Below are 21393 nucleotides of genomic sequence, written 5' to 3'. Positions count from 1 at the left end.
GTGGTTGAGCCTAGAGCGACTTCTCGAACCAGTGGTCGGGGTAGGGGTTGTCGTTGTAGCGAGGGATCTCGACGTAGCCCGCGGCGCGATACATCGCCAACGCCTCGTTGAGCGAGCTGTTGGTGTCGAGCCGGACGACCCGGTGACCCAGGGCGACGGACTCCTCCTCGAGCCGCCGCAGGAGCCGGCCGGCGAGGCCGAGACCGCGCCACTCCCGGTGCACCCACATCCGCTTGATCTCGCCGACCTCGTCGGACAGCGACTGCAGGCCACCGCACCCGACGGCGACACCGCCACTGGCCGCCACGATGAACCGGCCGGTCGCACCACCCAGGGTGTGCTCATCGGCCGCACCGGCCGTGACGTCGAAGCCACCCTCGAACGTCTCGTCCAGCTCCTGGAAGTACGCGGCGACAGCAGCCCGGGCGTGCTCGGAGGCCGGATGGACGAGGTCGAGCGAGACGGTCGCGGCGCGGATCAGGCGGTCGGCCTGGTCGAGGCTCTCCGCCAGGCGTACGCGCTGCCGGTCGGACAACGCGTCGACCAGGCCGTGGGCGAGGGAGTCGGACCGGTCGTCGAGGTCCTGCTGCGCGGCGACGCCTCGCTTGGTCAGCGATGCGATACGGCGGCGTGCATCGGCGGGATCGGGAGTGACCGCGATGAGGCCTTCGGACTCGAGCTGTCGCAGCAGGCGGCTCAGGTAGCCGGAGTCGAGATCCATGCGCTCACGAAGCTCCCGAACAGTCGTGCCGCCACCGCGCAGCTCGAACAGCAGGCGAGATGGTCCGAGCGGACGGCCCGAACCCAGGAAGGACTCGTCGAGCACACCCACGCGCTGCGACCACGAGCGGTTGAAGCGGCGGAGCGTCGCCACGGCATCGTCTGACATTCTCTGACCTTAGTCAGAGGTTATGTGGTGGTCAACCTCCAGGTCGGCGTGCTGGCGGATCCAGGCGTGCATCGCGATCGCAGCGGCTGCACCGGCGTTGATCGACCGGGTCGAGCCGAACTGGGCGATTGAGAGCGTACGTTCACAGGCCGCGCGGGCCTCGTCGGAGAGCCCGGGACCCTCCTGACCGAAGACCAGGACGCAGTCCCTCGGCAGCTCCGCGGTCTCGATGGGCACTGAGTCCTCGACGTTGTCGATCCCGATGACGACCAGACCGCTCGCGGTGGCCCAGTCGGCGAACTCGGCGACCGACGCGTGATGGCGTACGTGCTGGTAGCGGTCGGTCACCATCGCACCGCGCCGGTTCCATCGCTTTCTGCCGACGATGTGGACCTCCGCGACGGCGAACGCGTTCGCGGTCCGGACGATCGAGCCGATGTTGAAGTCGTGCTGCCAGTTCTCGATCGCGACGTGCAGCGGGTGACGGTGCCGGTCGAGATCGGCCACGATCGCCTCGAGCGTCCAGTAGCGATAGCGGTCGACGACATTGCGACGGTCGCCCTCGCGCAGCAGCTCGGCGTCGTAGTGGTCACCGACAGGCCAGTCGCCCTCCCACGGCCCGACGCCGACCCCGACCTCCAGCTCAGGCTCGGTCACGCGATCCCGAACTCGTCGCGATACGCGCGGATCGCGGCGAGGTGCTCGGCGTGCCGGCCGGACTCCTCGACGTACTGCACGATCTGGCCGAAGTCGATGATCGAGATGACTGGCACCCCGAAGTCACGCTCGACCTCCTGGATGGCCGACAGGTCTCCGGCACCGCGCTCCTGGCGGTCGACGGCGACCATGACGCCGGCGACCTGCGCACCGGCCTCGTTGACGATGTCCATGACCTCACGGATCGCGGTGCCGGCCGTGATCACGTCGTCGATGATCAGCACCCGGCCCGCCAGGGGCGAGCCCACGATCAGACCGCCCTCGCCATGGTCCTTCGGCTCCTTGCGGTTGAAGCACCAGGGCACGTCGCGGCCGTGCTGCTCGGCGAGCTGCACCGCGGTCGCCGAGGCGATGGGGATGCCCTTGTACGCGGGGCCGAGCAGCACGTCGAGCTCGATGCCGCTCCGCTCGATCGCCGCGGCGTAGAAGCGGCCGAGGGCGGCGAGCCGGGCTCCGGTGTTGAACAGCCCGGCGTTGAAGAAGTAGGGCGAGGTGCGCCCCGACTTCAGCGTGAACTCGCCGAACCGGAGCACCTCGTGCTCGAGGGAGAACTCGATGAAGTCACGCTGGTAGTCATGCATGGCAGCAGCCTAGGGCCGTGGCAATCAGCCGTTGGTCGCGGTCGTGCCCTGCTTCTTGTCGTACGTCTTGACGAGCTCGCCGATCACGACGCTGCGGTTGTTGGTGTGGAACAGCTCGGAGCACGTGAGCAACGTGATGAGCCGCTCGGTCGGCTTCTGGCGACGGGCGTCCGGGTCCGGCACCGGCCACAGCGGCCACGACGTCGTGAACGGCACTGTGATCGAGGTGCCGGAGTTGCGCAGCTTGTAGGTGAAGATGTCGCGGCGCGTCTCGACGACGACGAGATCGCCCTTCTTGAGCTTGGGGAACTTGCTGAACGGCTCACCGTGGGTGACCCGGTGGCCGGCGATCGCGAAGTTGCCGATCTCGCCCGGCTTCGCACCCTTGGTGTACCAGCCGACACCGCGCGCCAGGGCGCCCTTGTCGAAGCCCTTGACGATCGGCACCTCGTAGTCGGAGCCGAAGCGCTTGACCCGCAGCATCGCGATGGCGTCCCCCTCGACGCCCTTGTCCCACTGCCGCAGCGTCTGGGCCTTGATCTGCTCCTGCTTGTGCTTGGCCACGATGTTGGTGCCGAAGTACTGCCACGCGAACCACGCCAGCACCGCGAGGCCGGCGACGAGCATGAGGACGCCGATTCCTCGCACGACGCGACGCCGGGCCCTTCCGGGCGGGCGTTCCGGCGCGATCGTGGCGGTCATGAGGAGATTGTGTCAGGTGACGCCCCGCCAGCCGGCACGAAGCCGGAAACCCGTGGTTGCGTCAGCCGAAGGCCCGCGACAGGTCCGGCACCTCGCGCAGCTGCCGCTCGAAGATCCGGCGCGCGGTGTTGACCGAGTCGACCAGAGGATGGAGCGCCAGCGCCCGCACCGCCAGCTCGCGCGAACCGGTCGTCGACGCCTCAATGGCCGTACGTTCGACGTCCTTGACCGTCGCCACCAGGGCCGCCGCGTGCGGGGCCAGCGGGTCCAGCGGCAGCGCCCGCGGTCCGTTGGCGTCGACGAGGCAGGGCACCTCGATCACGGCGTCGGGCGGCAGTCCCGGGAGCGTGTGACCGTTGCGCACGTTGAGGACCAGCGTCGCCGTCTGGTTGCGGGCGATCGCGTGCATCAGCTCGAGGGCCACCCGGTCGTAGCCGCCGCCGTCGAGGTCGTCCTCGTCCCGCTCGCCGGCGCCGGTCACGTCGCGACTGTCGGCCATGTAGGACTCCTCACGATCGCGTCGCGTCCGGTCCCATGCCGCGTACGCGTCGCCGGCACCACCGCCGCCCGCATAGAACCCGCCCTGCTGGCGCAGCAGGAACTCGCCGCGTGTCTCCTTCGCCGCCTCGATCCCGGCGATGGCGTCCTTCGTGTAGTACCAGTACCAGAGGTACTCGTTGGGCACGGCGCCGATCGTCTGCAGCCACGACGGCCCGAACAGCCGGCCCTCCTCGATCGTGAGCAGCGCGTCAGGGTCCGACAGCAGGTTGGGCAGCACATCGACACCGTCGACCAGCACGCGGCGCAGCCAGCCGAGGTGGTTGAGCCCGGCGTAGTCGAACACCGCCTGTGACCGGTCGAGGTCGAGCGCCCGGGCGACCCGCTTGAACATGCCGACGGGCGAGTCGCAGATCCCGACGACGCGGTCGCCGAGGACCGCAGACATCGCCTCGGTCACCATGCCGGCCGGGTTCGTGAAGTTGATGACGTACGCGTCGGGGGCGTGCTCCTCGACCGTGCGGGCGATCTGCATCGCGACCGGGACGGTCCGCAGGCCGTAACAGATGCCGCCGGCGCCGGTGGTCTCCTGGCCGAGGACGCCCTCGTCGAGCGCGGCCCGCTCGTCGCAGACCCGCCCCTCCAGCCCGCCCACCCGGATAGCCGAGAACACGAAGTCGGTGCCGCGCACGGCCTGCGTCAGGTCGGTCTCGAGCCGGATCGCCGGGCCCGCGACGCCCGCCTCGGCCTCGAGCCTCGCCAGCACCTCGCCCACCCGCCGCAGCCGTGCGGGATCCACGTCGTAGAGCACGAGCTCGTTGACCCGCGAGTCCGAGTCGTCGCTCAAAAGCGCGCGATAGACGAGTGGCACGCGGAATCCGCCACCACCCAGCACGGTCAGTTGCATGCTTCCAGCCCCCTAGTCGTTCGGTACGGCTTCAGCCGTCAGTACGTCGCACCCGGCATCGCGAAATGCGTCGAGCGTGGTGGTGTCGGCCCCGGTCGTCGTCACCAAGGCGTTGATCGCCTCGGGCCCGCACACGCGGGCGACGCCGCTGCCGGGGAACTTGTCGCTGTCGGCGACCAGCGTGACGTGGTCGGCGGCGGCGATCATGCCCTGCTTGACCGGCACCTCGACGACGGTCGTGTCGAGCACCGATCCGTCGGCGCGGATCCCACTCGTGCCGAGGAAGAGCTTGTCGACGTGGATCTGCTTGAGCGCCTGCTCGGTGATGAAGCCGACCAGGCTGCGGTAGTTGCGCCGCAGGACCCCACCCAGCACGATCAGCTCCGTCGCGGTGTCGTGCTCGAAGACCTCGAGCACCGCGAGGCTCGACGTGACGACCGTGATCGACCGGCCGCGCAGCTCGACCGCCAGCTGGTGCGTCGTCGTGCCGATGTCGAGGAGCACGACGTCGCCGTCCTCGACCAGCGCTGCCGCGCTCCGGGCGACCGCGGTCTTCTCGTCGAGGTGGCTCGTCGAGACCTGCGCGAACGGCGGCTCCGGGGCCGACGTCAGCGCGGCGCCACCATGCAGGCGCGTCAACGTGCCCTGCGACTCCAGGTGCGCCAGGTCGCGGCGAACCGTCGCCTCGCTGACCCGCAGCAGGCCCGAGAGCACAGCGACCTCCGTGGGCCCGGCGGTGCGCAGGCGATCCAGGATGCGCTCATGGCGGACGCTCGACAGCATGGAATGCACAATAGCAGTCAACTTCGCGCAAATCTTGCCAAAAGCGCGCACGTGGGTGAGACTACGAGTCACGGCGGGGTGGCCGGACCCCGCCGCGTAGAGAAGGGAACGGGTCGGTGGACACCGCGGAGCCCCGGGATGTTTTCGTCGCAGGAAGAGTCTTCCTCGACATCATCTTCACCGGCATGCTCGCGGCACCGTCAGGCGGGCACGAGGTCTGGACCGACGGCATGGGCTCGAGCCCCGGTGGCGTGGCCAACCTCGCCGTCGCGTGCTCCCGGCTCGGCCTCTCCACGACGCTCTCGGCCGCCTTCGGCGGTGACGCGTACGGCGAGTACTGCTGGAAGGAGCTCTCGGAGTCCGAGAACATCGACCTCAGCCACTCCCGGCGGTTCCCCGACTGGCACTCCCCCGTCACGGTCTCCCTCGCGTTCGACGACGACCGCGCGATGGTGACCCACGAGCACCCGCCGCCGATCCCGTCGGAGGAGCTCCTCGGCGAGGTGCCGTTCACGCGGGCGGCGTTCGCCGACATGGGCGTCGAGCGCGCCTCCTGGGTCGACACGATGGTGGCCAACGGGACCAAGATCTTCGCCGACGTCGGCTGGGACTCCACCGAGCGTTGGGACTGTGCTGAGCTGCGCGAACGCCTGGCCGGCTGCCACGCCTTCGTGCCCAACTCGGCCGAGGCCATGGCCTACACGCGGACCACCAGCCCGGGCGCTGCCGTCGAGGAGCTGCGCGAGTGGGTGCCGCTCGCCGTCGTCACGGCAGGCAGCGGCGGAGCGTTCGCCGCCGACGCCGCGACCGGTGAGACCGCGTGGGTGCCGGGCGTACCCGTCGAGGCCCTCGATCCCACTGGCGCCGGCGACGTGTTCCTCGCCGGGCTCATGGCCGGCGAGCTCGCCGGCTGGTCGCTGCTCCATCGACTTCGCTTCGCGAACCTCTGCGCCGCCTTGTCCGTACGCGGATTCGGCGGCGCACTTGCCTCACCGGGCTGGATCGACATCGCCCAGTGGTGGGCCCTGGCCAGGTCCGAGAGGCGCTTCGCCCGCGACTACGAGTTCCTCGACGACGTCCTCCCGGCAAAGGACCAGCGCCCGGTGAGCCGGGCCGTCGCGACCATCGGCTTCGCCACGCCACTTCTCACACCCCCGAAGGAGAAATCATGACGAGCAGACGCACCGGGTGGGCCGGCGCCGCAACGGTCGCCGCCCTTCTGTTCGCGAGCGCGTGTGCGCCCGGATCGGACAACAAGAAGGACTCCGACGAGCCGTCGAGCGTCAAGACCGACGTCGCCAAGATGGGCAAGCTGACGCTGACCGTCTGGGACCAGGAGGTGCGCGGCGGCCAGGCCGAGCAGATCGCGGCGCTCAACAAGCAGTTCGAGGACAAGTACCCCAACGTCACGATCAAGCGGGTCTCCCGCTCGTTCGACGACCTGCGCAAGACCTTGCGCCTCGCGATCACCGACGACAAGGCTCCCGACGTCGTGCAGGCCAACAACGGCCGGTCCGACATGGGCCAGTTCGTCAAGGCCGGGCTGCTCCGCTCGCTCGAGCCCTACAACAAGGCGTACGGCTGGTCCGACCGCTACCCCGAGTCCGTACGCGCGCTGGCGTCGTACACCGAGGACGGCAAGACGTTCGGCGCCGGCAACCTCTACGGTCTTCCGCAGGCCGGCGAGCTCGTCGGGCTCTGGTACAACAAGGCCAAGCTGTCCAAGCACGGCATCGAGGTGCCGACGACGCTGACGGACTTCGAGGCCGCGCTGGCCAAGGCCAAGCAGGCCGGCGAGACGCCGATCCAGTTCGGCAACCTCGACGCCTGGCCGGGCATCCACACGTACGGCTTCGTGCAGAACCAGTTCGTCGCCCGTGACGACATCCGCAACCTCGGCTTCGGCCGCAAGGGCGCCTCGTGGACGTCGGCGGAGAACGAGAAGGCCGCCACGACGTTCGCCGACTGGGTCAAGAAGGGCTACTTCACCAAGGACTTCAACGGCCTCGGGTACGACCCCGCGTGGCAGGACTTCGCGAAGGGCAAGGGCGTGTTCCTGCCCGCCGGCACCTGGCTGCTTGCCGACCTCCAGAAGGCGCTCGGCAACGACCTCGGCTTCGCCCTCCCGCCGGTCGGCGAGACCGGCAAGCAGGCCGTCACCGGTGGCACGGGTCTCCCGTTCGCCATCACCGAGGCAAGCAAGCACGCCGACGCGGCCGGCGCGTACATCAACTTCATCACGAGCCCCGAGGCGATGAAGCTCATCGCCAAGGCCGGCAACCTCCCGGTCACCGACGTCGACTCCGCCGGCACGACCGGAGCCCAGAAGGAGGTGTTCGACGCGTGGACCAAGGCCACCGAGGACGACGCCCTGGTGCCCTACCTGGACTACGCGACGCCGAACTTCTACGACCTGCTGACCGCGCAGGTCCAGAAGCTCGGATCCGGCTCGGAGGAGCCCAAGAGCTTCCTGGACAACCTCGAGAAGGAGTACACGAGCTTCACGGCGAGCAACGGTGGCTGACACCGTTCCCCAGCCTCCCCGGGCGGGCCGTCGGCAGGCGGGCCCTCCCGGGGAGCCCCGGCGCATCGCGTACCTCTACATCGCGCCGGCCCTCCTGGTCTTCGGACTGTTCTTCCTCACGCCGTTGCTGCACGCCGTGTGGCTCTCGCTGTACGAGTGGGACGGGCTCAGCGTCGGCACCTGGGTCGGGCTCGACAACTACCGGCTCGTCCTGACTGACGAGGCGCTGCGGGAGCCCTTCGTCCACGCCCTGACCCTGATCGTGTTCTTCAGCATCATCCCGTGCGCGCTGGGGCTCGCCCTGGCCAGCATGATCACCCGCAGCGCGGTGCGGGGCGTCAACTTCTTCCGCACGGTCCTGTTCCTGCCGCAGGTCGTCGCGCTGGTCGTCGTCGCGGTCGCGTGGCGCCAGATCTTCGCCCCCGACGGTCCGCTCAACGACTTCCTCCGCACGGTCGGCCTCGGCGACGTGGCGCGCGGCTGGCTCGGCGACGAGCGGTACGCGCTGATCTGCATCGGCATCGTCGGCATCTGGGTGTGCACGGGCCTGTGCGTCGTGCTGTTCCTCGCCGGCCTGTCCAAAGTGCCCCGCGAGCTCTACGAGGCGGCGCGGCTCGACGGCGCCGGCCCGATCCGTGAGTTCATCACGATCAGCGTCCCGGCCGTGCGCGGCGAGCTCGCCGTCGCGCTGACCCTGACCCTCGTCGCCGCGATGCGTACGTTCGACCTCGTCTACGTCATGACCAGCGGCGGCCCCGGCACGTCCAGCCGCGTGCCCGCGTACGAGGTGTGGGACCGCGCGATCAACAAGGGCCAGGTCGGCGTCGGCGTGACCGTCGCGCTGATCCTCACGGCGTTCATCCTGCTCTGCACGGTCCTGATCAACCGGCTCTCGGAGAGTGCGGACTCATGACCTCACGCCTCGAGCGCATCACGACGTACGCACTGCTGATCGCCGCATCGGCCTTCGCGCTCTACCCGATGGGGCTGATCCTGTTCAGCGCCCTGCAACCCGACTCGGTCGGCGGCACCGGCGCGTTCCACTTCGACAACTTCGAGACCGCGTGGCGGGTCGGGCACTTCGGCCGCTACATGGCCAACAGCATCCTCGTGGCCGTCGTCGTCGTCGTGGTCAGCGCGACGCTGTCCTCGCTCGCCGGCTACGCGTTCGGCACCATGAAGTTCCGCGGCTCGAGCGCGTTGTTCTACCTCCTGCTGCTCGGCCTCATGGTGCCGAGCGAGGCGATCGTGATCCCGCTCTACTACGACCTGCGCGGCCTGGGGCTCACCGACACGTACGCCGCGCTGATCCTGCCGCAGATAGCGCAGTCGCTGGCCTTCGGCGTGTTCTGGATGCGGCAGTACTTCCGCAGCGTCCCGCCCGAGATCGTCGAGGCCGCCCGCATGGACGGCGCCGGGCACGGCCGCGTGCTGTGGTCGATCCTGCTCCCGATGGGACGGCCCGCGATCATCACGATGGTGCTGCTGGTCCTCATGTGGACCTGGAACGAGTTCCTGCTGCCGCTCGTCATGCTGCCGACCAACGAGGGCCTGCGCACGGCACCGCTCGGCCTGTCGTTCTTCAAGGGCCAGTACACCGAGGGCACGTCGCTGCTCGCGGCCGGTGCCGTGCTGGTCGCGCTGCCGATCGTCGTGTTCTACATCTTCGCCCAGCGGCATTTCATCCGCGGGATGCTCGAAGGCTCGGTGAAGGGATAGCCCGAGCCGCCACCGACCCCTGGGTCAACGGGACCCAGACCGCCTGCCACGACAGAAGGGAAGAGCTCATGCACAGACGACACGTACGCCCATGGCGTCGTACCGCCCTCGTGGGGGCCGCGGTACTCGCCCTGGCAGCACCGGTCGCGTCCGCCTCGGGGGCGGACGCCGGCACGGTCCACACCACCGGCAAGCACCGCAGCCCCGCCGACCTCGATGTGCTGTACGTCGGCGCGCACCCCGATGACGAGGCGGGACGACTCTCGATGTTCGGCGAGTGGCGCGAGCGCTACGGCACGCGTACCGGCGTCGTCACCGTGACCCGCGGCGAGGGCGGCGGCAACGCGGTCGGCCCCGAGGAGGGTCCGGCGCTCGGGCTGCTGCGCGAGCACGAGGAGCGCGACGCCGTCGCCAGGGCGAACATCACCGATGTCTACAACCTCGACAAGGTCGACTCCTACTACTCGGTCAGCGAGCCCCTCTATCGCGAGATCTGGGGCCACGAGGACACCCTCGGGCGGCTCGTCCGCGTCGTCCGGCAGACGAAGCCCGAGATCATCGCGACGATGAACACCGCGCCGAGTCCCGGCAACCACGGGGCGCACCAGGAGGCGGCACTGCTCGCGGTCGAGGCCTACAACCTCGCCGGCGACCCGTCGGCGTACCCCGACCAGATCCGCAAGGATGGCCTTAAGCCGTGGACCGCGAGCAAGCTGCTCACGGCCACCGCTCGAGGCTCCGGCGCGTCGAACGGCGAGGCGTGCACCACGACGTTCAAGCCGACCGACCCCACCGACGACATCTATGGCGTGTGGAGCGGCCGCGCGTCGAAGCAGTACGGCAAGACCTGGGCCCAGGTCGAGCGGGAGGCGCAGCGGTTCTACAAGAGCCAGGGCTGGGCCGGGTTCCCGGACGTACCGGCCGATCCGACGAAGCTCGGCTGCGACTACATGACCCAGATCGACTCACGGGTGCCATTCACCCGCGGTGACCTCACTGCCGCGGCGTCGTCCTCGGCCACGATGTTGCAGGGTGCGGTGCTGCCGACGCCCCATGGCCTGCCGCTCGGGACGAAGCTCGACGTGTCGGCCTCCACGTTCACCGTCGTGCCGGGCGGGTCGAGCACGATCACGGTCAAGCTCACCGCGCCCAGGACCACACGGCTCTCCGGCGCGACCCTCTCGGTCGGCCTTCCGGACGGCTGGTCGGGCGCCGGCAAGGTCCGCCTCGGCAACGTGCACCCGGGTGCCACGCGCACGAAGACGTTCGAGGTCACCGCTCCTGCTGATGCGGCGACCAACAAGCGGGTCCTGGCTGACGTGGAGGTCCGATCGGGCGGTCGTACGGGCTATGGCAACCAGCAGCTCGAGGTGGCTCCGGCGGTGTCGGGCACCCAGCAGCTGCTGCCGCAGGTCGCGAGCTTCTCGAAGTGGGCGGCCGACAACGGCGTCCCGCAGCTGCGTGGCACGGTCAAGCCGGTCCTCACACTCCCGAGCGGCGGGTCGCGCGAGGTGCGGGTCGACCTGGTCAACAACAGCGACGCGACACAGAGCGGCTCGGTCGCGCTGAAGCTGCCGCAAGGGTTCAGCGCCGATGCCGCCACCAAGGCGTACGACGGCCTGGCAGCGGGCCAGAAGTCGAGCGTCACGTTCACCGTGACGAACGATGACGACTCGTTGCCGACCTCGAACGAGGGTGGCACGGGAGGCGACTACGACTACACGATCGAGACGACGTCCGGCACCGGCACCGCGAGCTCGGCAGCGGCGCTCGAGCTCGTGCCGACCACCACCATCGAGGAGGCGACGCCCAAGGTCGACGGCGTGATCGACAGCGGCGAGTACGGCTCTTCGTCGATCAACCTGAGCCGGGTGTGGGAGGGGTCGGCGTGCACCGACGCCGCGGACTGCTCCGCCGTCGGGCACCTCGCCCGCCACGGCGACGACCTCTACGTCGCCGCCGAGGTCACGGACGAGCAGATGGGCACACTGCTGGCGACGAACGACTGCAAGCGGCACTGGCGCACGGACTCGGTCGAGATCGCGATCGATCCCAAGGGCACGTCGGAGAACACCTCGACGACGTTCAAGATGTTCGTGCTGCCCGACACCTCGGACGGCGGAGCGTGCGCCGGCCGCGACGCCGACAACATCCAGGGGCCGATCGCGGAGACCGCACCCTCGGTGACGTACGCGGCCAAGGTCAGCGGCGACGGATACGTCGTCGAGACCAAGATCCCGGCCGCCGAGCTGCCCGAGACGATCGATCCCGAGCACCTCGGGGTCAACGTGTTCGTCTACGACTCCGACACCCAGGACAAGACCGGCCAGACCCGCATCGGCTGGTCGACCTGGGGCGGCGTGCAGGGCGACCCCTATCGCTGGGGTGTCGTCACGGCACCGGGCTGGACCCCGCCGGCGGTCGCGACGAAGGAGCCGACGATCCCGGACGAGGCGCTGTCCAGCGTCGACTCGCCGTTGTCGATCGCGCAGGCGGTCCGCACCGGCGTCGCCCTCGCGGGTGGCCCGGCGGCAGACCCGCGACGGTCCGCGGCCGTCCGGAACGCCACGCGTTCGGGCTCGACCGTGACGGCTCGCGTCGACGTCAAGGGCAGCGGCACCGCGACACTGTTCGCCGTCGATGCTGACGGCAACAGCGTCGGGAAGGTCAAGGTCGACCTGACCCGCGGCAACCGGAGCGTACGCATTCCGGTGACCGGGTCGGCTGTCCGCGTCGTGATGGCGTACGAAGCGGACGCCGGCGGCACGACCAGCTCGGCGGCAACCATCCGCTGAACCACCTGCTGTGGGCCCGGCGAACCCGGGCCCACAGCGGGTCATCACCTCAGGAGCACCTCGTGAACGACCACGCCGCAGCCGGGGCGCACATGGCCGCGGAGATCCTCGAGCAGCCCGACCGCTGGCGTGAGCTGCTGCGGACCGGTCGCGGCGAGCTGGCGGCGGCAGCGCAGCTGATCCGCGACACCGACCCGGAACTGGTGGTGTTCGCCGCGCGCGGGTCGAGCGATCACGCTGCCATGTACGCGCAGTACCTCACCCACAACGTCCTCCACGTCCCCGCGGTGCTCGCGACGCCGAGCACCGTCACCGCGTTCGGCAGCGAGCTGCGCTACCCGCGCTCCGTGATGCTCGCGGTGTCGCAGTCGGGCGAGTCGCCCGACCTGCTGGAGACCGTCCGGTCCGCGCAGCGCGCCGGCGTACCGGTCATCGCCTTCACCAACAGCAGCTCGAGCAGCCTGGCCGGCCCGGCGGAGGCCCACGTGAGCCTGTCGGCCGGGCCGGAGCTGTCGGTCGCCGCGACCAAGACCTACACCGCAGAGCTGCTGGCTCTGCACCTCGTGATCCGGCTGGCAGGCGGTGCAGCATGGCATGCCCTCGAGCACCAGGTCACGCTCGCCGCCGAGGTCGCGGCGTCGACCGTCACCTCCTCGGTGGCGGACCTCGTCTCGGCGCTGGTCGGTGCTGATCGCGTGCTGGTCGTCGGACGCGGCTACTCGATGTCGACCGCCAAGGAGGGCGCCCTCAAGCTCATGGAGACCAACGCGATCGCCGCCTCCGGCTGGAGCGCCGCGGACGCCACGCACGGGCCCCTCGGCCAGGTCGTGCCCGGCACACCTGTCATTGCCCTCACGGCGAGCCCTGACGGTCGCGAGTCGGTGACCGAGTTCGCCAAGGCCGCCGCCCGAGTCGGTGGCCTGGTGCTCACCGTCGGCGTACCCGTCGCCAACGCTGCCGTGCACCTGCCACTTCCGCTGTCGCGGTTCGCGGACCTCGATCCTGCACTGGTGCCGCTCATCGAGGTCATCCCGCTGCAGCAGCTTGCGCTGGAGCTGGCACTGCATCGCGGCCGGGACCCGGACCGGCCGCCGGGTCTCGCGAAGGTCACCAGGACGCGGTGACCCGAAAGAATGCTGATAGTTCTGCAAAAACCTCTACACGTTTGAATTGCTGGCGTAACATGATCTCTGCAGGGTCAATGTGCGCAAGCTGTTGGAGCCTGTTGTCGCCCCACCGTTTCACCCCCCGAGAACGGTGGGGCGACTTTGCGCCGTGCCGAGGCCGGCCGCGGCCGAGCGTATGGCGCAGGTTGAGCGATCGCCGCGAAGCGGCCCGATGACGAAACCTCGCAAGCCGTAAGGCTCGAGTGGGGAAGACACATCACCAAGTCTCGATACGCCGCTTGCAGAGCAAGCGTGCTACTCGACCGGCAAGACCCTCACACCGCGTCGATCACCGACGCATCTGCACCCCGGAACGACCGGGCGAACAGCAGCACCACCGGGATGAGCACCAGCGGGATGACGAACGCCCAGCGCAGGTGGTCCGCCGAGGCCGCGGCGCCGATCAGCCCTCCGCCCAGGATCGCGCCGAGGTAGTTGGCGATGTTCATCCGGGCGATCGCCACGTCGAGCGACTTCGCCGGCACGACGCCAGCCAATGCGGCGAACGACAAGGGGGCCAGGATCGCCAGGCCCAGGCCCGCGACGAAGAAGCCGGCGATCGCCATGGCCGGAGCGGCCGCCGACACCACGAGTCCGAGGCCCGCGATGCCCACGCTCGTACCGACCACGACGACCTTCGCGGCTCCGACGCGCCGCACCAGGAAGTCACCACCGAATCGCGAGATCAAGGCGCCGGCCTCGTACGCCCCGTAGGCCAGAGGCGCGACGCTCTTGGTCGAGTCGAGCGCATCCTCGAGGTAGACGCTGCTCCACGTCAGGATGCCGGTGTCCGCGGCGTAGAACAGCAGGACGACGAGGCCGAACACGAGGATCGGCCGCCACGGCAAGTCGAGGCCCTTGGCCGACAGGCCCGGGTCGTGCTCCTTCGCCTCGATGAAGTGAGGCGCGGCCAGGGCGACCGTGACCCACGTGGCCACCGCGATGATGAGCAGCGAGATGGCCAGTGGCAGGTCGATCTCGGCAGCTCCCGCGGCGAACAGCGCACCGGCGATGCCGGCGATCGACCACATGCCGTGGAAGTTGGCCATGATGCTGCGGCCGTAGGCGTGCTGCACACGTACGCCCTGCATGTTCATCCCCGCATCGACTGCGCCGACTCCGAGGCCGTAGACGACGAAGGCGGCGACGACGAGCGGCAGGGTCGGTGCCACGCCGACGAGCAGCGCACCCAACCCGATCGTCAGGAGCGCGAGCCGGAAGGCGACCGCACTCGTGCGGCGCTCGGCCACCGTCCCGGCGATGACGCTGCCCACGCCCGAGACCACCGCGACGAGCACCAGGATCCCGGTGAGGCCGGCGTCGCCGATGTCGAACTTGTCCTTGATCCGCGGTGCCTGCGTGACGATCGCGGCGAACACGAGGCCCTGCAGGAAGAATCCGGCGGCCACCGCGATCCGGGTACGTCTGAGGTCGCTCGTCACTGCGCCATCGTAGGGCCGCGGGAGGGTCGCCCATGCGAAATCGCAAACCCCTGCGACGGGCGCGACAGGGTGTTAGGTTTCGTCGACCGTCCGACGATCTGGGGGAACCATGTCCTATCCGCCGTACCCGGGCGCATCCGAACCCACCGGCACCTATGGTCCGCCGCCGGCCTACTACCCCGCACCCTGGCCGACGCCCGCGCCCACCCGAGGTCTGGCGACAGCCGCCGCCTGGATCGCCGTGCTGTTCGCGCTCTTCGAGATCGTCGAGGCGGGGCTGGCGTGGCAGGCCCAAGGCAAGTTCCTGGATGCCGTCGACCGCGGCGAGGTTCTCCCGTGGACTCCGTACGACTTCACGTTCTTCGGTTGGTTCGCAGTCATGATCGCGGCATACGTCGTGACGTGCCTCTGGCTCTACCGGGTACGAACCAACACCGACATCATGTCGACGCTGCGGCACGCGCGTTCGCCGGGATGGGTCTGGGGCGGGTGGGTCGTACCGATTGTCAGCCTGTGGTTTCCCTACCAGATCGTGCGGGACGTCTCGAGGGACGAACGTGGCTTCCCAGTGGTCTCGCGGATCGGGACCTGGTGGACCTTGTGGTTGCTCTCCCTCTTCGTGGAGCGGATCGGTCTGCGGATCGTCAATGTCCAGTCAGAGGTCGACCCCAACGCGTACGAAGGCTTGGGAATCGTCGAGACCCTGAACGCCGTCCTCGTTCTCGTCGCCTTGTTCTTCTGGATCAGGATCATCCGTGGCATCACGGCGCATCAGGATCGGCTGATGGGCATCACCAGCTGAGTCAGGTCATGAAGCCCAGCGGTGAGTACGAGATCCCGGGGAAGACCTTCGAGGTGTCGAGCGACGGGAACCGGGACCGCAGGATCTCCGTGAGGACGCTGCGATAGTCCGTCGTCACTGCCAGGTCGCCGTCGATCTGCCGGCCGGAGGACAGCGTGGGCCAGCGCGAGTAGTAGCGGCCACCCTTGACGCCGCCACCCAGCACGAACACCGCGTTGCCGTACCCGTGGTCGACACCGCTGGCCCCGTTCTCCTGCAGGCGCCGGCCGAATTCGCTGAGCGTCACGACGGTCACCCGGCCTGCTGAGAGCCCGAGGTCGAGGTAGAACGCCGCCAGGCACTGCGCGAGCTCGTCAATCGACTCATTGATGCGCCACTGCAGGTCGACGTGGTGGTCCCAACCTCCGGCGTCGACCGCCACCGCCTTGACCCCGACGTTGGCGCGGATCAGGCCGGCCGTGGTCTTGAGCGCCTCGCCGAGCTGGGAGTACTGCGGATACGTGACCCCGGCGAGTGGCCCTTCGTTGACGGTGTCGTCGATCGCCGCGGCGCGCTCGGACATCGTCAGCGCGTTCACGCCCGCGGACCCGATCGTGCCGCCGTAGCGGGCGTACTGCGCGCGCAGGCTGCCGGTGACCCGGGACCGGAGGGCAGCGTCCTTCGGGAATGGCCCGGCGAGGTCGGAGAACTGGCCGGTGGCCAGCACCGGGGCCGGACCGAGCAGCGCGGTCGGGGTCAGCGTCGAGCCCACCTGGATCCCGTCGAACACGTCGGGCGAGGCAGCCAGACCGGAGACCATCCGGTTGACCCAGCCGACGCGTGCCGCACTGCCCGGGTCGGCGTCCTCGACGAGCTCCATGGCCTCGAAGTGGCTGCGGTTGGGCGCCGGCAACCCGACCGCATGGATCGCCGCCATCTGGCCGAGCAGCCACAGAGGGCTGAGCTTGATGAAGGCCGGGTGCAGCCCGAAGGTCGCGTCCCTGAACAGCAACGAGTTGGCCGCGACGGCGGTGCTGGGGCGGGCGGCGTAGTACGCCGACTCGGCGTGCGGCACCACCATCGACAGGCCGTCGGCGCCACCCCGCAGCGAGACCACCACCAGGACGTTGCCGTCGCCGGCGCCATAGACCGTCGAGGTCATGACGTCGCCGAACATCGAGGTGGCGACGCCCGCCATCGAGGCGAGCCCGGCCGCCTTGAGCACGGATCGGCGGCTGACCTCGTAGTCGCCGCAGCCGCAGTCGTCAGGATCGGTCATCGGAGCATCCCTTCGGGCAGGTTGAGCACGGCGCCTCTGATCAGCGCCCAGGTCCACTCAGTGACCTCGGCTGCCGAGTTGAACTCGTACGCCAGCGGCAGGTTGAGCGCGCTGGCGACGGCGGACTGCAGGTCCGACGGCGCGCCCCGGCCCAGCAGCATCCGCGCCTGGTGCTCCACGAGCTGGCCGAGCGCTCGCGGCCACGCCGAGGGCAGCTGGTCCTTCCGCGCCGGAAGGTAGACCTCGGCCGACCGCCACCAGTTGCCGGCGAGGTCGTAGTGGTTGTTCCAGCTCCGGAGCACCCGCGCCGGCGACGCCCAGATCGCACTCGTCTCGGGGAATCCGTCGGGCCGCGGCCAGCCGAACTGGCTCTGCCCGACCCCCTCGGCCATCCAGAGGAGATGCAGCGGGAACGACCGCTCCGTGCTGCAGCCCGTCGGTCGCAGGCCCAGGACCCGCGCTGCGTTGACGACGTCCTCGATCGGAGTTCGTACCTTCTTGCGCTTCGACGCCTGGAAGTCGGGGTGCCGCACCAGCGCCCGCAACGTCGCCTTGATGTCGGTGTCGGACGCCCGGTACGCCTTGGCCACCGCCGAGACGATGGAGGACGACGGCGTGTCCGAGACGAACCGGACGCACAGGCGTCGCGCGATACGCGTCGCGGTCGCCGGGTGGCGAGCCAGGTAGTCGAGGTAGGCGTTGACCGCCGTCCGGCCGTCCTTCGAGGAGTTGGCGTGGCTGAACCCGAGGACCCTGATGCGCCCGACGTAGTGCAGCTCGGGATCGTACGACGCGGCAAAGCTGTCGAACATCTTCACGCGGAAGCCAGTCAGGATGCGGGCCGAGTTCTTGACGTCGTCCTCGTCGTATCCGGCCGGACGGCCGACGGTGAACAGCTCGAGCAGCTCACGGCCGAGGTTCTCGTTGATCCCGTACTTGGTGTTCGACGAGTTGTTGAGCCAGCCCGACATCGCGGGGTGCAGCACCGCGCCGCGCAGGAGGCTCCGGAAGCTCCCGAGCGATCTGCTTCGGATCATGGCATCGAACGAGTAGCGCCACGGGAACGAGCGACCCTCCCCCATCGGGATGTAGAACAGGTTGGACCAGACGTCGGCCATGACCTCGCGCACCTGGCGCCGCGTGGCCACCTTCATGGCGAGGGTGTACGCGCAGAGGTCGCGACCGTACGCGTACGCGGTGTGGTCCTCGTTCTGGTGGTTGGTCCACGCCTTGGCGGGCTGGTCCCTGAGGTGCGGGAACCAGTTGATCACGGCATCGCCCTTGGTGTCGCCCAGCTTGCTCCACGCGAACTGCCGTTCGAGCCACTTCGTCGCGCTGCGCGACGAGCCGATGTCACTGATGAGGTACTCGTTGACGCCGAAGCTGAACCGGCTGGCGATGTGCTGATTCGGTGTCGACAGAACTTTCGGGGTCGTGCTGGCAGACATGCGCGTCATGATGACGTGCTCCCTCGTGCGGTCTCTCCCAAGACCGGCGACCGCCCGGCGGGACTCCCAACCCACCGGCCTTGCGCGACGGATCTCCCAAACCGTCGTGCAGATCGTCCAGTCCTGACCTGACCTCACCATAGGGGCGAAATCGCACGGTTGTCCCCGGGTTCGAAAAATCACGGACCGGGAACCGACTAGCATCTGCGCATGACTCCGACGGCACACGACGGCCCTCGGGTTGCGCGTATGTCGGACGTCGCCGAGCGTGCCGGGGTCTCGCACCAGACCGTCTCTCGAGTCATCAACGGCATGCCGGGCGTACGTCCGGAGACCCGCGAGCGCGTCCTCCAGGCCATCGAGGACCTGCACTACCGCCGCAACCTGGCCGCCCGGCTGCTCGCGTCCAGTCGCTCGCGGACGGTCGGCGTCGTGACCTGGGGCGCCGGTCAGTACGGCCCGGCCAACACCCTGCTCGCGCTCGAGGCCGCAGCGCGCGAGTCCGAGTACCGGCTCGCCACGGTCAACGTCGAGACGTTGTCGCGCGAGGCGTTCCGGGCTGCCGTGACCGACCTTCAGGAGCGCATCGTCGAGGCGATGGTCGTCATCGTGCCCCACGAGACGATCCTGCGCGAAGCCCACTCCCTCGACCTCGACATCCCCACCGTGGTGGTCGAGGGCGACATGTCGCGCACGCCGCTGACCGCCGGGTTCGACAACTTCGAGGGCGGCCGGCTGGCGACGCGGCACCTGCTGTCGCTCGGCCACGAGACCGTGATCCACCTGTCGGGTCCCAACGGCTGGGCCGAGGCGCACGCCCGTCGGGACGGGTGGCGCACGGAGCTCGAGAGCCAAGGTCGACGGGTTCCCCCGCTGCGCTGGGGCGGGGACTGGAGCGCGGCGAGCGGCTACCGCACCGGCAAGTCCCTCGCCCGTGAGCGCGACGTGACGGCGGTGTTCGCCGGCAACGACCAGATGGCGCTGGGGCTGCTGCGCGCGCTTCGTGAAGCGGGCCGCCAGGTCCCCGAGGACGTCAGCGTGATCGGCTTCGACGACCTCCCTGAGGCGGGCTACTTCCAGCCGCCGCTGACGACGATGCGCCAGGACTTCGCGATGCTCGGGCAACGGGTCATGGAGGTGCTGTCGCGAGTGCTGGACGGGGAGAGCGAGCCGACGGTCGACCTCGTGCCGACCGCACTCGTCGTCCGCGAGTCGACCGCCCCGCCGCCCGCCTGATCCGCGCCCAGACGGCACAGCGTGTCACCCGTGGCGGACCGGGAATAGTTCCGCTCCGGGCTTGACGTGGCCTGTGATCCGCACCACACTACCCTGATGTGAGCGATCACGTGAGCGCTCACATCTAGCCTTCGGAGGAGGGCCTGTTGACCTTGCACGCGCCCGAATCCTGTGACCCGACCGCTGTCGTCGTCGGCGTCGACTTCGGCACCCAGTCCGGGCGCGCCCTGGTCGTCCGGGTCGCCGACGGCGAGGAGCTCGGCTCCGCTGTCCATCCGTACGCCCACGGAGTCCTCGACCGCGCGCTGCCGGACGGCACCCCGCTCGGACCGGACTGGGCCCTGCAGGTGGCCGCCGACTATCTCGAGGTGCTCCAGGTCGCCGTGCCGCGCGCCCTGCACGAGGCCGGCGTCGATCCCGCGTCCGTGATCGGCATCGCTACCGACTTCACCGCCTGCACCATGGTGCCGACGACCGAGGACGGCACGCCGCTCTCGGAGCTGCCCGGGCTCGACGGCGAGCCCCATGCGTACGTCAAGCTGTGGCGCCACCATGCAGCGCAAGGACAGGCGGACCGGCTCAACGAGCTCGCCCGCAAGCGCTCCGAGGTGTGGCTGGCTCGCTACGGCGGCCTCATCTCGTCGGAGTGGGAGTTCGCCAAGGGCCTGCAGCTCCTCGAAGAGGCTCCTGACGTGTATGCGCGGATGGCCCACTTCGTCGAGGCAGCCGACTGGATCGTGTGGCAGCTCTGCGGCACGCTGACCCGCAACGCCTGCAGCGCCGGCTACAAGGGGATCCTGCAGGACGGCACCTACCCCAGCCGCGACTTCCTCGCGGAGCTCCACCCCGATTTCGCCGACTTCGTCACCGACAAGATCGACGGTCCGCTCGCGGCCCTCGGGCAGCGGGTCGGCTCCCTGACCGAGAGCGCCGCGGCGCTGACGGGGCTGCCGGCCGGCATCGCCGTGGCCACCGGCAACGTCGATGCCCACGTCACGCCGCCGGCTGCGCAGTCGATCGCGTCGGGCCAGATGGTCCTGATCATGGGCACCTCGACCTGCCACGTCATGAACAGCGATGTGCTGCGCGAGGTCCCTGGCATGTGCGGCGTCGTCGAGGGCGGCATCACCCCCGGCCTGTGGGGCTACGAGGCCGGGCAGAGCGGCGTCGGTGACATCTTCGAGTGGTTCACGACGCAGCAGGTGCCGGCCGCGGTCACGCAGGCTGCCGACGAGGCCGGGGTGACGGTGCACGAGCACCTCAGCCGGCTGGCCGCCGAACAGGCGGTCGGTGAGCACGGACTGCTCGCCCTCGACTGGCACAGCGGCAACCGCTCGGTGCTGGTCGACCACGACCTGTCCGGTCTGATCGTCGGCCTGACGCTCGCCACCCGGCCCGAAGAGGTCTACCGAGCGCTGCTGGAGGCCACGGCGTTCGGCACCCGTCTGATCGTCGAGACGTTCCACGAGGCCGGGGTGCCGGTCAATGGGATCGTCGTCGCGGGCGGCCTGCAGAAGAACGCGCTGCTGATGCAGATCTACGCCGACGTGCTCGACCTGCCGCTCTCGACGATCGGCTCCGACCAAGGGCCTGCACTCGGCTCGGCGATCCACGCGGCCGTCGCCGCCGGCGCCTATCCCGACGTGCACGCGGCCTCCGACGCGATGGGCCGGGTCAACCGCGACACCTACCTCCCGGATGCCGGGCGCGCCCAGGCGTACGACGCGCTCTACGACGACTACCGCACGCTCCACGACCACTTCGGCCGCGGCGGCGACGACGTCATGCATCGGCTCAAGGCCCGCAGACGTGAGGCCAGCCGATGAACCACCCACCGACTCGCGCAGGGGCTTCGACGTCTGCGCAAGGCAACACAGAAGAACGGACAGGGACAGCCCCTGCAGTCCGAGCAACGATGAGGAGAAA

The 21393-nt window shown here is 69.4% G+C and carries 18 protein-coding genes; 9 read left to right on the top strand and 9 right to left on the bottom strand.

The features are described from left to right. Positions 1-10 precede the first annotated feature (10 nt). The 6 genes from BOSE46_RS06770 to BOSE46_RS06745 form a co-directional block, all read right to left on the bottom strand. Positions 11-889, bottom strand: coding sequence for a bifunctional helix-turn-helix transcriptional regulator/GNAT family N-acetyltransferase (locus BOSE46_RS06770; protein WP_159539519.1), 879 nt, complete (start codon positions 887-889; stop codon positions 11-13). A gap of 9 nt (positions 890-898) precedes the next feature. Then, complete coding sequence (locus BOSE46_RS06765; protein WP_159539518.1) at positions 899-1546, bottom strand: RNA methyltransferase; 648 nt, start codon at positions 1544-1546, stop codon at positions 899-901. Further along, positions 1543-2187 carry an orotate phosphoribosyltransferase gene (gene pyrE / locus BOSE46_RS06760; protein WP_159539517.1) on the bottom strand — a complete coding sequence of 215 codons (645 nt, stop codon included), beginning with the start codon at positions 2185-2187 and terminating at the stop codon, positions 1543-1545. The genes BOSE46_RS06765 and pyrE overlap by 4 nt, the downstream gene beginning before the upstream one ends. Before the next feature lie 24 nt (positions 2188-2211). Next, entirely contained in the window at positions 2212-2889 is a 678-nt protein-coding gene (locus tag BOSE46_RS06755; protein WP_159539516.1) for a class E sortase, read from the bottom strand. 61 nt (positions 2890-2950) lie between these two features. Continuing rightward, the gene (locus tag BOSE46_RS06750; protein WP_159539515.1) at positions 2951-4294 is read right to left on the bottom strand and encodes a 6-phospho-beta-glucosidase; all 1344 of its coding nucleotides are present in this window, start codon (positions 4292-4294) and stop codon (positions 2951-2953) included. Between the two features lie 12 nt (positions 4295-4306). Beyond that, positions 4307-5077 (bottom strand): DeoR/GlpR family DNA-binding transcription regulator, encoded by a 771-nt coding sequence (locus BOSE46_RS06745; RefSeq protein ID WP_159539514.1) that lies wholly within the window; start codon positions 5075-5077, stop codon positions 4307-4309. A 116-nt stretch (positions 5078-5193) separates the two neighbouring features. On the opposite strand from BOSE46_RS06745, the gene BOSE46_RS06740 reads away from it, so the two are divergent. From BOSE46_RS06740 to BOSE46_RS06715, 6 genes are all read left to right on the top strand, one after another. Next, the gene (locus BOSE46_RS06740) at positions 5194-6249 is read left to right on the top strand and encodes a PfkB family carbohydrate kinase (protein WP_201299562.1); all 1056 of its coding nucleotides are present in this window, start codon (positions 5194-5196) and stop codon (positions 6247-6249) included. Then, positions 6246-7601 (top strand): ABC transporter substrate-binding protein, encoded by a 1356-nt coding sequence (locus tag BOSE46_RS06735; protein WP_159539513.1) that lies wholly within the window; start codon positions 6246-6248, stop codon positions 7599-7601. Before BOSE46_RS06740 ends, BOSE46_RS06735 begins: the two co-directional genes overlap by 4 nt. Next, positions 7594-8514 carry a carbohydrate ABC transporter permease gene (locus BOSE46_RS06730; protein WP_159539512.1) on the top strand — a complete coding sequence of 307 codons (921 nt, stop codon included), beginning with the start codon at positions 7594-7596 and terminating at the stop codon, positions 8512-8514. Before BOSE46_RS06735 ends, BOSE46_RS06730 begins: the two co-directional genes overlap by 8 nt. Further along, positions 8511-9320, top strand: a complete 810-nt coding sequence (locus BOSE46_RS06725; RefSeq protein ID WP_159539511.1) for a carbohydrate ABC transporter permease — start codon at positions 8511-8513, stop codon at positions 9318-9320. The genes BOSE46_RS06730 and BOSE46_RS06725 overlap by 4 nt, the downstream gene beginning before the upstream one ends. Positions 9321-9388: 68 nt before the next feature. Then, the gene (locus BOSE46_RS06720; protein WP_159539510.1) at positions 9389-12115 is read left to right on the top strand and encodes a sugar-binding protein; all 2727 of its coding nucleotides are present in this window, start codon (positions 9389-9391) and stop codon (positions 12113-12115) included. A 62-nt stretch (positions 12116-12177) separates the two neighbouring features. After that, positions 12178-13239 (top strand): SIS domain-containing protein, encoded by a 1062-nt coding sequence (locus tag BOSE46_RS06715; RefSeq protein ID WP_159539509.1) that lies wholly within the window; start codon positions 12178-12180, stop codon positions 13237-13239. A gap of 317 nt (positions 13240-13556) precedes the next feature. Here BOSE46_RS06715 and BOSE46_RS06710 read toward each other — a convergent pair whose 3' ends face one another. Next, on the bottom strand, positions 13557-14723 hold the full coding sequence (locus BOSE46_RS06710; RefSeq protein ID WP_159539508.1) for an MFS transporter: 1167 nt from the start codon (positions 14721-14723) through the stop codon (positions 13557-13559). A gap of 109 nt (positions 14724-14832) precedes the next feature. Here BOSE46_RS06710 and BOSE46_RS06705 point away from each other — a divergent pair, with 109 nt between their 5' ends. Further along, positions 14833-15525: a DUF4328 domain-containing protein gene (locus BOSE46_RS06705; RefSeq protein ID WP_159539507.1), complete on the top strand. Its 693-nt coding sequence runs from the start codon at positions 14833-14835 to the stop codon at positions 15523-15525. 1 nt (position 15526) lies between these two features. Here BOSE46_RS06705 and BOSE46_RS06700 read toward each other — a convergent pair whose 3' ends face one another. Further along, positions 15527-16783 carry a DUF1501 domain-containing protein gene (locus BOSE46_RS06700; RefSeq protein WP_159539506.1) on the bottom strand — a complete coding sequence of 419 codons (1257 nt, stop codon included), beginning with the start codon at positions 16781-16783 and terminating at the stop codon, positions 15527-15529. Further along, a complete protein-coding gene (locus BOSE46_RS06695; RefSeq protein ID WP_159539505.1) occupies positions 16780-18231 on the bottom strand; it encodes a DUF1800 domain-containing protein in 1452 nt (483 codons plus the stop codon). Before BOSE46_RS06695 ends, BOSE46_RS06700 begins: the two co-directional genes overlap by 4 nt. 210 nt (positions 18232-18441) lie before the next feature. Between BOSE46_RS06695 and BOSE46_RS06690 the strand changes: the two genes are divergently transcribed. Together BOSE46_RS06690 and araB are read left to right on the top strand one after the other, a co-directional pair. Further along, a complete protein-coding gene (locus BOSE46_RS06690) occupies positions 18442-19467 on the top strand; it encodes a LacI family DNA-binding transcriptional regulator (protein ID WP_236551645.1) in 1026 nt (341 codons plus the stop codon). Positions 19468-19613: 146 nt separating this feature from the next. Then, positions 19614-21293, top strand: coding sequence for a ribulokinase (gene araB / locus BOSE46_RS06685; RefSeq protein ID WP_236551644.1), 1680 nt, complete (start codon positions 19614-19616; stop codon positions 21291-21293). The last annotated feature ends 100 nt before the right edge of the window (positions 21294-21393 follow it).

The sequence above is a fragment of the Aeromicrobium sp. 9AM genome, assembly GCF_902506105.1.
Taxonomy (GTDB): domain Bacteria; phylum Actinomycetota; class Actinomycetes; order Propionibacteriales; family Nocardioidaceae; genus Aeromicrobium.
This window is presented reverse-complemented; position numbering and strand designations above follow the sequence as displayed.

What these genes read in the sequence shown, in the direction of transcription:
- BOSE46_RS06770 (WP_159539519.1), bottom strand. Translation starts at nt 889, where the DNA reads ATGTCAGACGATGCCGTGGCGACGCTCCGCCGCTTCAACCGCTCGTGG.
- pyrE (WP_159539517.1), bottom strand. Translation starts at nt 2,187, where the DNA reads ATGCATGACTACCAGCGTGACTTCATCGAGTTCTCCCTCGAGCACGAG.
- BOSE46_RS06755 (WP_159539516.1), bottom strand. Translation starts at nt 2,889, where the DNA reads ATGACCGCCACGATCGCGCCGGAACGCCCGCCCGGAAGGGCCCGGCGT.
- BOSE46_RS06750 (WP_159539515.1), bottom strand. Translation starts at nt 4,294, where the DNA reads ATGCAACTGACCGTGCTGGGTGGTGGCGGATTCCGCGTGCCACTCGTC.
- BOSE46_RS06745 (WP_159539514.1), bottom strand. Translation starts at nt 5,077, where the DNA reads ATGCTGTCGAGCGTCCGCCATGAGCGCATCCTGGATCGCCTGCGCACC.
- BOSE46_RS06735 (WP_159539513.1), top strand. Translation starts at nt 6,246, where the DNA reads ATGACGAGCAGACGCACCGGGTGGGCCGGCGCCGCAACGGTCGCCGCC.
- BOSE46_RS06725 (WP_159539511.1), top strand. Translation starts at nt 8,511, where the DNA reads ATGACCTCACGCCTCGAGCGCATCACGACGTACGCACTGCTGATCGCC.
- BOSE46_RS06720 (WP_159539510.1), top strand. Translation starts at nt 9,389, where the DNA reads ATGCACAGACGACACGTACGCCCATGGCGTCGTACCGCCCTCGTGGGG.
- BOSE46_RS06705 (WP_159539507.1), top strand. Translation starts at nt 14,833, where the DNA reads ATGTCCTATCCGCCGTACCCGGGCGCATCCGAACCCACCGGCACCTAT.
- BOSE46_RS06700 (WP_159539506.1), bottom strand. Translation starts at nt 16,783, where the DNA reads ATGACCGATCCTGACGACTGCGGCTGCGGCGACTACGAGGTCAGCCGC.
- BOSE46_RS06695 (WP_159539505.1), bottom strand. Translation starts at nt 18,231, where the DNA reads ATGTCTGCCAGCACGACCCCGAAAGTTCTGTCGACACCGAATCAGCAC.
- BOSE46_RS06690 (WP_236551645.1), top strand. Translation starts at nt 18,442, where the DNA reads ATGACTCCGACGGCACACGACGGCCCTCGGGTTGCGCGTATGTCGGAC.